The organism is Dyadobacter sp. LHD-138, assembly GCF_030929615.1.
Classification (GTDB): domain Bacteria; phylum Bacteroidota; class Bacteroidia; order Cytophagales; family Spirosomataceae; genus Dyadobacter.
On sequence record NZ_JAVFVU010000044.1, the window covers coordinates 43,201 to 58,752 of the forward strand.

A 15,552-nucleotide genomic window follows, 5' to 3' on the forward strand; every position below is an offset into this window, starting at 1 on the left:
TATTAGTTGTTGGCGGTTGCACGGAGGCGGTGCGACTGCCCCAGTCTAAATTTTCTCTTTTAAAAAAATGAATTATGGCTAAAATTATACATGTGCTCATACTGCTTTTGCTGATTTCTTCGGTAGGCGATCCTGTGGTTTGTTGGGCGCAGGATAGTTCGCCGCTGAGCCTGGAAAAACTCGGTGAACTAAAAAATATTTCGGTAAAAAACGAGCTGAAAAAGGGAATCAAAGTTTCAGGGATGGCTGGGGCTAACTTCGTATACTACCATGCGGCTGGTATTACCGACCGCAGAAGTATTCCGTTTAATACGCTTTTTACGGGTAATCTGAATGTTGATCTTTTTGGCAAAATTAAAATGCCTGTCAGTTTCAGTTTGTCGAATCAGAACATAAACTGGTCACATCCGTTTGACCGGAAGTACCAGTTTATGCAGCCTTTCAACCGGTTTGTGTTAAAACCGACCTACAAAGGCTTTACACTTCAGGTGGGTGTCTGCAGCATGAATTTCTCTCCGTTTACACTGGCAGGGCATCGTTATGATGGTGTGGGACTTGAATATAAATCAAAGCAAAATCCATTCTATTTTGGGTTAATGCTGGGTAATCTGCGCCGCGCGATTCGACGGTCCGCCGCGCGGGTGGACAGCACCGGCGTGGCTGACCGCCGTGCGACAGACCGCAACAACATTCCGTCCTACAAAAGATCGGGAGTCGGCCTTCAGCTTGGTTACCGACAGAAGGAAGATAAAGTGGAGCTGATCTTTTTTACAGCTGCTGATAAACTGAGTTCGTTGCCCTATACCCTGGACGATTATCATATTTCACCGGAGCAAAATGCGGTTGTTTCTTTAAAGGGGGCTAAGGTGATACAAAAAAAATGGGTACTTGATGCAGAAATTGCGGTTTCAGCAGTTACCCTTGATACCCGCGCGCCACGCTTGGAAAGGCAATCCAATCTCGTAAACAGTTACCTGGGGACGATCAGCCCGGGCAGTTCAACCGAATATAAAAAGGCGATAAAAACGGCGGTTACGTATCGGGGCAAGGGTTTTAATACGGGTGTTGAGTATAGCAGGATTGACCCGGGTTACCGGACTTTAGGCGCTTATTATTTTGCCAATGATCTGGAAACTTATGCCGGTAAAATAGCGGGACAGCTGCTTGCAGGCAAGCTGAATGTCAGTGCCAACGCCGGTATTCAGCAGGATAATGTACAAAAGCAAAAGCTGAAAACACTCAAACGCTGGGTAGGGGCTCTGAATGTCACCTACGTGCCGGCTGAATGGATAACGACTATGCTGAGTTATTCGAATTTCACGAGCTTCTCAAATCTGAGGCCAACGTACGATTACCTCAAACAGATCACCCCTTATCAGGCGCTTGATACACTCAATTTTAAACAGATCAATCAGAACATTCAGGCGGGTGTCAATGTGGTTCTGCCTTCCAAAAATGAAGATATTACCCAAAATATCGGGTTGAATCTGGTTATGCAACGCGGTAGCGACCGCCGCGGCAGCGACAATCAGGGGAATTTGAAGGTTAAAAACAATTTGAGCAATACGTCACTGGATTACAGCTATGGTCTAAAACCGCTGAAAATGAATATTTCTGCTTCGCTGTATTATTCTGATAGTGACATTTCCGGGTTGACAGGCACGCAATGGGGACCGTCGCTGGGATTTGGCAAAGGGTTTGGAAGTCAGGACGGAATCCAATGGAAAACCCAGTTCAACGGCACTTACACCTCAGGAAAAATGGACAAAGTTTCTCAATCCATGCTGAATCTCCGCGCCGGTGTTTCTGCCAGTCTGACCCGGCAACTGAACCTGACCACCAACATCATTTACCTGAACCGAAAGAACGTCAGCACGGAGCGGTATATCCCGTCATTCCAGGAGATTACGGCCACGCTGGGGCTGGTTTATAATTTCTCGGTTTTGTAGGGTATGACCAGAGAAAAACTTGTAACCATCTCATTCAATTCAACAGATAATCCAACCGGTAAACACATACTAATGAGATCATTTATTTTGCTGCTCTGCCTTCTTACTGCTTTGTTCAAAACAAATTTGGCGGAAGCGTATAGCAGAACTGCTGAACACAAACCGGGTTTTATAAAGGATGAAAACCTTCCTGCCGCCCTGCATGACGGACGACATTTTTTTATCCGTGAACATGCCCTGGCCGGACAACCAAGTCAGGCAGAGATCGATGCGGCCATGGCTGCATCTGTGGCGCAAGGGCGGATCATCCAGGTGACGACCGGAGGACTGAACATTCCTTCCTTGCTGAAAGAGATCACCAGTTTGCCGGTTGTGTTTCGAAGCAGGATCAGCGGACATGATTATGACATTGTTATTATGGGCATGCATTTTACGCCGACGGGGGCAACGCTGAGCATGGGATGCCGGTTTACTTTGCCGGGCAACGCTTTGCCAGGCAACGCCTTGCCAGATTCCCAAACAAATCTCTATTTTGGTTCTAACGACATCGCCGTGTCCGGTAAAAGCGGATTTGCAGGTGATCTTCCCATATTAAAAACGTCACTGAGTGATGCCAAATCTTCGGAACTGGATGATCCTGGCAAGCTTTTGGGGGCGCAGACATCTTTCGCTGAGTTTGCGCTGCCGGGTTTTGGCAGTAATCTGACGATGGGGCTGGGTGCGGATTCCAAACTAAGTTTTACCTGCGGTGCCTTTAATACGTTTTCTTTATCTGGTTTTGTAAAAGCTTATAATCTTGTTGAAAAAGAGACTCCGGATGGAAAGAAGGTGGCTGATGGCAAACCTTTGCTGCTCGTTTTTACCGGTCAGCAGACTTCTGACTGGAAAGATATTTTTATTGACGCCAAGGTTGCGTCCGCGTTTCACGCGGCGAGTTACCCTGACCTTGGGTTTCATTTTGGTAGTGACAACCTGGCAAAAATTGATTTAAGTATGCTTCGCAACCCGGCGAATCTGCCTTCCTGTGCGCAGGTGTCGGCCGAAAGCTGGCAGGGTATCGCCTTTCCGACTTTTAAACTCAGGCTTCCTGCATTTTTCAAATTACGCTCGGCTGCAACGTTGGCGATGGGAAATGTGGCACCGGCCACCGGAAAAAATCTTTTCATGGATGCGAAGGGGCTGCTTGGGAGTGTTGGGGCGGAAAATGTCTACACGCTCAAAGAGGGTTATACCGACGAAATCAACAAGTACGATATGTCGCTGGATAACCTGACGGCCAACTATTCCTGTAACGGCCAGGTAACGGCTTCGATGCTTGGAAAAATAGCCATGCCCTGGTGTGGGGGAAATTCAAAGTCTGATGCGCCTCTGCTCCGGTACAGCTTTCGGTATACCAATAACCGTTACGAAGTGTTTGTCAAGGACACCGAGCTGGGCAATTATGGTTCTGGTCCCTATGTACTTTCGACGGGTTCACAACTGGCTTTCAACGTAGCCGACAGCAAGTTTTTGATTCAAACAAAATCAACTGAAAAGCCTGTGATTTCGGCGGATGTGTATGGTAACAGCGTTTGCCGTGATTTTCCGGCAAAACTTTCCGCGTCCCAATGTACGGACAAAGCGCTGATATGGAGTACCGGTGCCTTGGGCGCCAGTTTGGAAGTTAAACCTGCGGTTACGACTACCTATACGGTTAAATGTCAGGATAAATATTGCGTTTCTGCCAGCGCTGATTCTTTAAAGATCACGGTTTACGAATCACTGCCAGAGCCTGCTTTGATTGCAGGGCGCGATGCTTTTTGCCGTTATGAAAGCACGGATCTGAGTGCCGATCATTGTGTGGGGAAAATAGAATGGAAAAATCCGGGGGACGGTTCGTTTGATGGCTCCGGCGCAGATCAGCGGGTACAGCATGCCAGTTTTTCAAACGTAAACCAGGCTACTGATTTTACTTATCTGGTTCGTTGTAACCTGAATGGCTGTCTGAGTCCGGAAACGGCGAAAACGCTGCGCGTTAATCCCGAACCTGCTGCTCCGAACCTGTATTCCAATGCGCCCAATAACACCATTGATAAAAACGGCAGTGTTACCATCGGGGGAAACTGTGCCAATGGTGATCGTTTGGTGTGGGAGAATTTGCCTCCGGGCGGCGTTCCGCAGTCCACGGTGACACTGGCTTCCACAACCAGTTATGCTGCGATTTGCCGGAACGATGCGACGGGCTGCCAAAGTCTGTCGAAGGGGTCGATCACCATCAACGTTTTATACTTCCCACCGGCAGCACCGACAAACCTGGCTTTTTCCGCTGCCGGAACCAACTTTCTGACATTGACGTGGCAGGATAATTCAGGTAATGAAGACGGGTTCACCATTTTAAGATCCACCTCGCCAACGTTTGCCAATGCGCAGACGGTCGGTAATTTGGGGGCTAACATCACATCCTTTCACGACAATGGTTTGACGGAGGGCATCACGTATTACTATCAGGTCATTTCGCATAACCGGTACGATAATGGTTATTCAGACTGGGCCTCCAGAAGTACCGTCATTACACCCGGTGCTCCCGAGCTTCGGGCAGATAATCAGAATATTGTTAAGGGTACCGCGGCGCGTGTATCGGGGTATTGCCCGGTTGGAAATCTGGTATGGACCGTTCCGGTTGGTTATGGCGGCGGAGAAAGGGTTCAATACGAGAATACCACTTACTGGGCGAAGTGTGTGAATGAAGGGGTTGAAAGTGGCGGGTCGAGTATTACGGTTTCTGTTTACGTTCCTACGCCGAATTTGCCTCAGTTGTCAGCAGCGAGTACGAATATTGAAAAAGGAAGTCATGCGAATGTATATGGTACTTGCGCGAGTGGCACCCTTGTATGGACGGCCCCTGTTGGTTATGGAGGAGGTGAACGTATCCAGCAGGAAAGCACGACTTATTGGGCTAAATGTGTGAATGAAGGTGTTGAAAGTGATGGTGCGAGTATTACGGTTTCGGTGTATGACAAACCAGTCGTCCCTTGTAACCCGCCATCAACACCTTGGATTTCTGTTGATGACATCACAATCACTTCTGGCACCTGGGGAACGCTGACTGCTAATGGTTGTGATGGCGGTTCGATCCAGTGGAATACCGGTTCAACCGACCGCAGCATAGGTGTGAACCAGGGCGGATATTATACCGCCACCTGTACAGTTCGCAATGACTGCGGAAGCAGTACCAGCAATGATGGCGGGACGGTCAATGTACAGAATGCACCTTGTAACCCGCCATCAACACCCTGGGTTTCTGTTGATGACATCACAATCACTTCTGGCACCTGGGGAACGCTGACTGCTAATGGTTGTGATGGCGGTTCGATCCAGTGGAATACCGGTTCAACCGACCGCAGCATAGGTGTGAACCAGGGCGGATATTATACCGCCACCTGTACAGTTCGCAATGACTGCGGAAGCAGTACCAGCAATGATGGCGGGACGGTCAATATTCAGAATGCACCTTGTAACCCGCCATCAACACCCTGGGTTTCTGTGGATGACATCACAATCACTTCCGGCACCTGGGGAACGTTGACTGCTAATGGTTGTGATGGCGGTTCTATCCAGTGGAATACCGGTTCAACCGACCGTAGCATTGGCGTGAACCAGGGCGGGTATTATACGGCCACCTGTACAGTTCGTAATGACTGCGGAAGCAGTAGCAGCAGTGATGGCGGGACGGTCAATGTTAGTACACCAACCTGTGATCCTCCTTATGTTTCCCAGGTTACGGTCGATGACATTACGATCAATTCTGGCGGTGAAGGCCGGTTGTACGCCAATAATTGTAACGGCACGATCACCTGGAACAACCAAAGCCATGATAATCCGCTTGTGGTCCGTGATGGCGGCGGTTATGTTGTAACCTGTTCTGTGTCCAAAAGCTGTCCTGACGGGTCTGTCCTTTACAGTACCAGCAGCGATGGCGCGCAGGTAAATGTCTGTAATCGGGCATTGGCAGACATTCAGGTTCCGGATATACAGGTTCCGTCGGGTGGTGGTTATCTAACAGCCACAGGTTGTAACGGGGGATACATCCGTTGGAGTAATCATGCAGAAGGAACAAACCAAATCTGGGTAAGTGGGGAAGGTAGATATAGTGCCACCTGTTATAGATCTGACAATTGTGGTGGCGAAAGTCAGGCAACAGATGATGGTTATGTGACAGTGACCAATAACTGTCAGAATCAACCTAATCCTTCTCTTTTTGGAGAGAATACGGTAAACAAAGGGCAGTACTTCGAGTTGCGCCTCGACGGCTGTTCCGGAGCATCCGCAAGACTGATGTGGTCAGGGGAAACCCGGAACGTAAATGAGGGGAATTATCTCGTTTTCAATGGATCTATTGAAAGCGACAGAGAATTTAGGGTTGAATGTTTTAAAGATGGTTGCCCGGCGGTCTCAACTTCAAAATTTGTTCGTGTTTCTGCTCCATGCACGCCTCCGAATGCTCCTGTTGTTTCGGCGATTGATGAAATCGAAAGTAACCAAGATTTTACAATAGCTGCGGTAGGCTGTTCAAGTGGTAGTACATTTAACTGGTCCCATAGCGGGACACCAACGCGTATTTCCACAGCTCCCAGAGGAGTGGGGTCATCAGGGCTTATTACTTCAATTACTTCCGATACAGATTTTTACGTGTCCTGTGTGCAGAATGGATGTGAAAGCCCTGTTGGTCATAAGGCGGTTAGAATCAAAAAACCTGTAGATGAAACACCAAATTGGCAGCTACTGCCATAAGATGTAATAGCAGCGGTGTTTTGTACAAGGACATGAACTCAAATTCACGTACCAGTGGCCAAACCAAATGTGTGGGAGGAATCCAGTGCGTAACTTATACGATAACAGTTTCCGACGGTAGCAACCAATACAGCGATCAACCTGATACATGTGGCAGTTGTGTGGTGTATACAGGCTGTGATGGCTCAAAGAGGGTTGGAAGTTTCTCCGGAATGCCAAATGGAAGCACCTATAAGATGGATGCACAGGAAAATTCCATCACATGCCGCGGTTGTTACTCCACAGCTAGCCATTAATAAAGCAAGACAGAAACCCATTAATTGAAATGAAAACTATAAAAATCTCTCTCCAGGTCCTTTTAGTGACAATTGTATTTTCCTGCAAAGAGGGAGATCGTGATGCGATAATATCTGCTGACAGTATTGAAATCCCCGATGAAGATCGTAAGCCCTTTGACCCTGCTGCACCCGTGATTCTCGGTCCGGATGAGGTGGAGAGGAATAAACCTTTTAGCCTACAAATAGCCAATTGTGACTACGAAGGTGTAAGCATAGTCTGGTCACCCGCCCTTTCTTGTCCTGATGTGAGAATTACTCCTTGCGGGTTATGTGCTTTGATCGAGAGAACAACAACTTTTTCTGTTACGGTCCGTCAAGGTCCTCGTCAAAGCGCAATAGGATACAAAACAGTTCATGTAAAAGATTGATTCTTAAATCCTTCATTCGATTTATTAATCCGGATGAACAGTAAAAAAACAGCGGGTCGTACAGGACCCAGGAATTATATAAAAAATAATATTACGCTCATGCACTATCGTTTCGTTCGCGCCCTGTTGTTATTATTGGCAGTCCTGTTGTTTTTCAGGGATGTGCGTGCCCAGTCCACCGACCAAAACTACCCGGTCACCGCCCAGGCATTCATTGTCTCTCAGCCAAACCAGCGTCTGTCGTCCTATTTTTCGAGCACTACCGCTTTAACGGTGAACCTGCTGCTGAAAGATCTGACGAAAAACAGCATTCAGATGTATCTGAAATGGAGTATGGAGGGCCCTGGCGTTCGGGTGTCAAGCATGGACGGGTATATTCCTGCGAACCTGATTACACTGGACAGGGGCATGATCCGGCGTTTTAGCGGTCTGGACCTGCAACACGATTATTTTCGTCAGGATTTAATCGAGGAGCAGGGATTGGGGAATTCTCCTTTGCGAACGAATTTACCCGAAGGCTTTTATACCTTCAGGGTGCAGGCGTTAGAAGCGGGCACGGGGCGTGAGGTTTCCAATATCGGCGAAACCTATTTTAGCATTACCACGCCTCTGCCTCCGATCATCAACATTCCTTTCAACGGGGCCACCCTTGGCGGGGCGGAGCTTACGATGACCGAGCCTCAGCGGGTAAATATCCAGTGGATGCCTCGTCATTACCGGATGCCCGGCAATATCACAACGTATGACCTGAAAGTCTGCAAAGTGCCAGACGGCTATGAGCCCACAGAGGCATTAGACGCCTGTGTAAACCCGGTGATTGATGACAAAGGTAACCCGGGTACTTTTTATCCGGGCAATACGGGTATCGGAAATAGCCTGATCGGTGCTTTGGAGCGCGGTGCCCGTTATGCGGCGCGGGTTACGGTGCATGAGTTTGATACGGATGGGAATGAGGTCGTTTTTGTTAACGAAGGCCGGAGCGAAGTAAACTGGTTCCGGTATGGGAAAGAGTGTATTTCGCCGGAAAGTTTTGTGATTACAGAAACGGGGCCGGGGAGGCTCCAACTAAAATGGGAGGCGGCGGCAGACGTGGACAATTATAAAGTGTTATACCGAAAAACGGGTGACACCAAATGGACAGCCCAAATCGTTTCAGCAACGACAGCCTCGATTACAGACCTTGCGTTGGGTAGTTATGAGTTTGCCATTCAATCGGGTTGTACGGATATAGTCCCCGATTCTGTTCAAACCTTCGAGGTTACGGATGAAAGTGACGACTTGGAAGACCTTCCCATCGTACTGACAGATCCGATGCAAATCCCGGTGCAGGTTTCGGGTTGTACGGCGGTCACCCCCGGAGAGCTGGCAGATTATTATTCCAATTTTCCGGGAGCCGATGCTCCTGGAACAGATGGTTCGGTTCCGTCTGATACTACCGTAAAGCTGAAACTTCCGGGCTGTGCCCTGCAAAGCAGTGCCTTTTCAGTGTGCAGTCCGGAGCATCCTATGGTGCCTTTGCCAACCGGTGGCACTGCCCTAACAAACCTGAAAACCGGGGATGTATTGGGGGTTTATGATTTTGCTGTTTTTATAACCGAGGCTAGCGGCTCCGGAAGTTTTAGCGGTAAAGGGTTGGTGCGTCTTCCGTTTATGGAGGGAACACTGGCACTGGCAGAATTCAGTGGTGTAGGGGCCATCCGAAGCGACGATGGCAATGGTGGCTGCGTATATGAGGCTACGAACTTTCGTTTGCTGAACGTTCCACAGTCGGAAGTAGCGGCGGCGAAAAGTAAGCTTTTAAGCACGCTGGCACAGCAGACAGATCCGGCCGCTTATGCAGGAACGCTTGCGGGAGCACTGGCTGGTTATGAAGCATTAGCCGACAGCGGGGTGCCGCCCACGACTTCTGATTCCTTACTTTGTCCTTACAAGACTGCGATCTTACAGGCGAGTGAAGAAATCCGGAAAGCACTTGTGGAAATAGGTGGGGATAATACTGATCCACGCATCACGGATATTCTAACTGAGCTGAAAACCATTACCGATCAATTGACGGCCGGAGTTCCGAAAGTGGATAGCATCACGCATAAATATCAGGACCTGATCAGTAAGCTGGATGCGTTAATGGAGGACAGCCAGTCAGGCGAGCCAGGCAGCGGCCCCGGCAATCCGGTGTTTGCGATCCGTAATGTACAGGTGGGTGGTATTGACAACAAATCAGCACGTATTAATTGGGAACTGTCTGGTGGCACGGCGAGCAAATATATCATCGAGTACCAGGATAAGGACGGGGCTATTCTTCAGGAAACTGTAACAAGCCCGCTGATTAATTTGTCGCGTCTGCGGGAAGGGATGGAGTACAAGTACAGGATATTGGCGTATAATGGGGATAAAGTAATTGCTGCTTACGGGCAGGATGTGTTCCAGACAATCAAACGAAGAATCGGTGATCCACAGAATTTGCAGTATGCAGCGAAGACTGATGATTCCAGGGCTGTAAGAATAACCTGGGATGCCAACAAAGACCACCGGACTTATAAACTGGTTTATGTAGATCAAAACGGAATAGAAAATACCGTGTATCCTACGACAAACCAGGCCGATATCAGCGGACTGGAGCGTAACCGTAGTTACCCTTACCGGATTATGGCTTATGGCGATGATGGGCTTTTTAGTGAAGAAGTTCCGGGACAGTTTAATGTTGGTACGGTTTGTGAAATAAGCCTCGTTGCATCGATTCTGCGTGTCATGCCTGGCACCCCAGTGAATCTAAGTGTGAGTGGTTGTGTCGACGAATTCAATAAACCGGGCGTAGTTGAGTGGGTAGATGGTTCCAATTCCACCATAGGGCGTAAGGAGGATATTACAGTTACTCCTCAGGCAACAACAATCTACAAGGTTACTTGTCTTTTAGATAAACTACTTGATAATGGACAGAAAGAACATGCAGGATGTTCTAAACAGGAAACGGTGATTGTTGAAAAGAAATGTGAAGGAGTAACGGCAATTGCTTCCGCGGTTTCGATTGAACAAGGGGAACCGGTAATGCTGAAAAGTAGCGGCTGTACTGGTAAAATCGAATGGAAAGATGAACTCACAACGGATAAGATTTTAGGAAATTTGAATAACCTATTAGTTTATCCAGCTAAAAGCAAGAGTTACGTACTGTCGTGCACGGATGGAAATGGCAAAAAATGTTTTGCCGAAACGGAAAAAGTGGAGGTGGAATGTGCATTAAAGTTAGCGTTAGGTAACAATAGCTACTATGATCCACTATCACTTGGAATATATAATTATCTCAATAAAAAAGTAACAATTAAGGCTGTCGGTTGTCCCGGGGAAATAGAGTGGAAAAAAGATGGAGGAAATAACTCTATTGATGCCTCCTATCCAGATGAGAGTACGGTTGAATATATCTCAATTAAAAAACAGTTCAAGGTAACCGCGACCTGTAAGGCGACAGGCTGTACAGCCGCGACAGGTACTATCGAAGTTCCTCCAACTTCCAACTTTTGTGAAGAAAAGGATGATTTTAAAATTGAAAGAGTAGATGGAAATATTAATACGTTGACTTTAAAAGTAAAGAGCGATCACACTTTTAAATGGGATGACAATGGTTCGCAGGATCAGGTTAGGACATTTGACTTGCCAAATTCAACGGCAGTGTTTTCTGTTACGATGACAGAGAAGAACTGTAAAGCAGCATTTGCATATGAGTCTAATCATAATCCTATAACTCAACTTCCATGTAATGAACTTAGTCTGTCAAAGTCGGGAGAGGAAAAAATTCCATATGCAGCTTCTTCAACAAAATTATCATTTAAAGCCAGCGGATGCGATAATGGCGTGAAATCTTATCCGATAATTTGGAAGAAAAAAGATGTAAATGGAAATACGGAAGTAACATTAGAAGGGACTGGAGAAACGCAAAATTTAACTTTTACGAACGCCGATGTAGGTAAACCATTTGTTGTTTCTGCAACGTGTCAGTTAACAGAGGTGACAAAGTCAGTGAAAGTTAATATAACGAAGGAAGGTAATCCTAGGGTACCGACAGAAAAGTTGCAAAATCCATGTAATTTTATTGTTTATACTCCCTATGAAAGCTCGTATAATACTTTCCTTGCCGGTGAAGAGATAAAGATTAATGTACTTGGAGCAGGCTCTGGATTATCTGCTTATGTTGTTGGAGACAGTCATAATATTTCAGATAAATCACCGAGTATTAATCCAGACAAGACTGTCATTTCGCTGCGATCCATCTTTGGGATTGATAAAAATGGTGCTGGGACTTATTATGGATCGTTTTATGTAAAAGTGGTTAACACGGTTCAGGGAGCTGGTTCTTGTGAAACATCCATTTTAATCAACGTAAAACCGAACCGTACGAATGATCCATATTATTCACCCTATACAATAGATCTTTCTGCTGTTAAGAATAAGGAAGATTGCGGTAAGTATCTTTTGGGGAAAGAGATTCCCATTATCAAATTAGATCAGGGGTACACCACAAGGGTTCTAAAATATGGGAACAGCCTGTTGGATTTCGGAGTAATATCGTTATACGAAGATTTTGTAGGGAAAGTTTATGATGGCGCCACTGCTCCAGAGCGGATAGGATTAGTGGATAAAGTATGTCACGCCAAAGGAGGAAAAAACTTTGAATGGTTCCGTGGAAAGAATCAAAACGGTCTTACAGGACCCATGCCAATAGAAAAACATTCAGGTTACTACTGTGGTGTAGAAACTTCCCCAGACTATAAAAATACTGTCACCTATTACAGCAGGTGTACATTTAGTGACGGAACCTATTGTGTTAACGAAGTAAAAGTCAATCCATTTATGCCCTCTGGTGCGCGTGTAGGTGCAACCGAGGATGAACAAGCTTCTTCGGGGCTGTCTGCCTTACCTTGCCAGTATTCAAAACAGGCAGCTGTGCAAACTGTGCTTTCGAACTTGCTGTGTGAGAAACTTAGGATTGTCGATAGCGATGAAAAGTCGAAACTGGAAGCGGTTCGTAATGCACTTTCGGCACAAGGTGTCCAACTGGCAGCCATCACCGACGCCATGGTGGCCAACCTGGCGGCTGGCAAATGCGGCGAGGTTGTAGCTGCCTTGACGGCGAGTATTGAAGGTAACGAATCTGTCGCCACGCTGAATGGGACGTTGGTTAATCAGCAGAATATCGACGAACTGCTGGGTGATGTAATTGATGCCATAGAGTCCAAGGATGGTACTCAATGTAATGCATCGGAACCTCCGCTTGAAGAGACAGTAACTGTATTGACCAATGGACGTGTTGCTGCCTACGATTATACACAGCTCTTTATAGCGCCCGACGGTCGGGCAGTGAAGCTTCCGAAAGGAGCTGTGCCGAAAATTATACGGTTTACCAAGGGGTGGGGTGTTCCGCCAGCCGGTACGCTTCAGGGATTTGCGCTGAATGGCATTACTTATTTCGCTGAGATATTCCCTTATAATCAGGCATTCCTGGGTTACAGGGAAATTAAGACACCTATGTGCGAAGGTAAATATCTGGAGAACATTTACGTTGCGCCGGGGACAACGGCCTACTACTTTGAGAAATTCAAAGAGAATGGCCAATGCGGCTATCGTCTGATCGAAGGCGCTTACAAATTCACACCTTCCGGGAACGGTTCTGTAATTGACATAGCTGTACCGGTGAGTGGGACAGCTGTTATGAGCTGGAATTATGAAAGTTGTGACGAGGAAACGGACTGGATTACAGGCTCAGATGGCATCAAGCGCAAAACCATTACCGTTGCAGGTAGTAAATTTGCCCTGGAAGATAAAGGCGGTAATATCACAGTTAAAGGGGAATGGAAAGGTTTTACCAAATGTCCTACCTGCAAGGATGTTGCCGAGAAAGCCCTTCAAAATGCTTTGAATAAGGCGCGAGCAAAAAATAGTGGCAAGCTCACGGAGAAAACAACGGTTGTTGGTGCAACGGAGAAAAAATACGGCCCGGCAGGAAGTGTCTTCTATACTGAGATGAAGTTGGAAGATATTATTAAAAATCTTGCTGAAACTTACAATAGTCTTCTTGAAAACGTAAAAGTTCCTACCGCTGCGTGGCAACCCGGTGAGAAATTCTATGTCCGAGACGAAACTGCTGTAATCAGCGGGGCTATTGACCAGGGATTGGAAGAGTTAAGGGATATTCCGGATATGGTCGGCCTGGGGCTCACCTTGGTCTCTGACCCTGATGGTGCCTATGACCAATTAAAGACTTTTGCCCAACAGATGGATTGGGAAAAGGCGAAATCCATTGGGATCGAAATTGGAAGGGGAGCAGTGTTTGCAGATGAATTTGAGAAAGGTGGTAAATATGCCTTGCATGCGACTGGAAGAGCGGGAGTAGTGGTTGCTAAAACGGTTGTTGCGGGAGCAGCTTTACTGGTTGTATTAAAGGAGGCACCGACTCAGCTTTCTCTAATTCGGTTATTGACTTCAAAACCATCTTACAGACCGTTGAGAAACATTATAAGCAAACCCAATAAGACTACAACATTTATTGGAAAGTGGAGTGAAATTGTTTCTGGTAATGAAAGTGGCTTGCAAAAAGTATTTGGTGAACTTTCCGAAAGTGACCTAAATGTTTACATGAATTCTGGTAAATTTGACCACCCTGGTGGGTTCAATATGTTATCTATTGATGACTGGAATACTAAAGTGGTCGCAGAAGCAGCCAAAAAAGGTATAAGTCCATATACTAAGGAATTTGATGATTTTATTTGGGATACCTATAATAAACCATGGTTAGAAAGTGCCTTGCAAAGAGGTGATGATATAATAATTTGGAGTGATCCTGTAAACTCAGCAACCGGATTTTTTCAGAGAGAGTTGGAATTTATCAAGTTTGCAGCTTCTAAATATGGTTACAATTATAGTAGAGATATTGAATCTGGTACGTTTTCAAAATAAGTTACATGAATGAATATAAAGAAGAGATTGCAAAGGAAATTTATCACAAATATTTCGGTGATAAGTTTCAAATGATGCGCGATGGAATTTATCATGAATATTTAAACCATAAGGTGTCAGATCAAAAAGAAAAAGAATGGTTAAAAGAGCTCATGGAAGGTTATTTGCATCATTTAGATATTAATAACAAGGATTCTTTATACCCATTGTCGTATATTATTGTTAATCAATGCTCTGTTACATATATTGATGCCATAATTGACTTTATTTTTGCTAATATGAGCATCGCAACAAGTAGGGATAGATTATCGCTTTTTGTTAGCAAAACGGAAGAAATAATTGATAGATTAGATAGGTCATGTAGTCACATCCCAGTATTGTTAAGCCGATACAGGAGTAGAATTAAATTATTAAAAATGCTTTAATACCCGTGTCTCCAACGGGCGTACTGCCGGGCGGAACTGGGTCGCCCAATTGCTGAAAGATTATCCTGGCCTGAGCAACGGCACAGAGACAATTACGATTGATGTGGTGGCCCACTCCATGGGCTTCGCATACGCGCAAGGAATGATTGATGTTGTAAGAAATTCAACTATCAAAGCCAACATCAAATGGAGTGGGTATTATATTTTAGCTCCTGAGAATGGTAGTGCAGGAGATGTGAAAGATTTACCATTTGAAGAAATATGGCAGTATGGAAGTGATTTAAATCAGCCAGGGGCCGACCCTATGTGGCTGCAAGATGGTGTAGCACCGCAAGTGGCAGTTGGTGGTATCAACAACTTACCATCCGGTAATACAAAAGGCGGTCGAGCCTTCACTCCCAAGAATCAAAACATTCCGAAAGGTTTTGTAGAAAGTCATAGTATAGGAAATTATGGATGGATATTCAGTATACAACCAGGGTTACAAAACAATTTAAGTAATGGATATGTTAGTCCCAGATAAACTAAGAAGTATTGGTTTCATAGCCCTGTTTTTGGCAATCGTTATATCATGTGAAAGCTCCAAGAAGGAATCGAAGCGTTTAGCAGAAGAAATATATAAAGTCTCAATATCCAAACTAGTGTCTAATTGCATAGATATTATTCATTAAATTCAATAAAAGTGTTATATTTATGGCATGTCAAGAAAAGTGTCGCCATATCCGATTCCGGAAGCGGATCAACAAGAACTGGAAAG

6 protein-coding genes are annotated in these 15,552 nt (G+C 45.9%); all 6 read left to right on the forward strand.

The window, feature by feature from the left end; all coding sequences use genetic code 11:
• Positions 1 to 74: 74 nt before the first annotated feature.
• The 6 genes from RB622_RS25860 to RB622_RS25885 all read left to right on the forward strand — a co-directional run bounded on the left by RB622_RS25860 (position 75) and on the right by RB622_RS25885 (position 15,318).
• The gene (locus RB622_RS25860) at positions 75 to 1,949 is read left to right on the forward strand and encodes a hypothetical protein (protein WP_308049666.1); all 1,875 of its coding nucleotides are present in this window, start codon (positions 75 to 77) and stop codon (positions 1,947 to 1,949) included.
• A 72-nt stretch (positions 1,950 to 2,021) separates the two neighbouring features.
• Positions 2,022 to 6,719: a hypothetical protein gene (locus RB622_RS25865; protein ID WP_308049667.1), complete on the forward strand. Its 4,698-nt coding sequence runs from the start codon at positions 2,022 to 2,024 to the stop codon at positions 6,717 to 6,719.
• A gap of 325 nt (positions 6,720 to 7,044) precedes the next feature.
• On the forward strand, positions 7,045 to 7,425 hold the full coding sequence (locus RB622_RS25870; protein WP_308049668.1) for a hypothetical protein: 381 nt from the start codon (positions 7,045 to 7,047) through the stop codon (positions 7,423 to 7,425).
• Positions 7,426 to 7,458: 33 nt separating this feature from the next.
• Positions 7,459 to 14,370 carry a fibronectin type III domain-containing protein gene (locus RB622_RS25875; RefSeq protein WP_308049669.1) on the forward strand — a complete coding sequence of 2,304 codons (6,912 nt, stop codon included), beginning with the start codon at positions 7,459 to 7,461 and terminating at the stop codon, positions 14,368 to 14,370.
• A gap of 5 nt (positions 14,371 to 14,375) precedes the next feature.
• Positions 14,376 to 14,795, forward strand: a complete 420-nt coding sequence (locus RB622_RS25880) for a hypothetical protein (RefSeq protein ID WP_308049670.1) — start codon at positions 14,376 to 14,378, stop codon at positions 14,793 to 14,795.
• 49 nt (positions 14,796 to 14,844) lie between these two features.
• Positions 14,845 to 15,318 (forward strand): hypothetical protein, encoded by a 474-nt coding sequence (locus RB622_RS25885; protein WP_308049671.1) that lies wholly within the window; start codon positions 14,845 to 14,847, stop codon positions 15,316 to 15,318.
• Positions 15,319 to 15,552 lie beyond the last annotated feature (234 nt).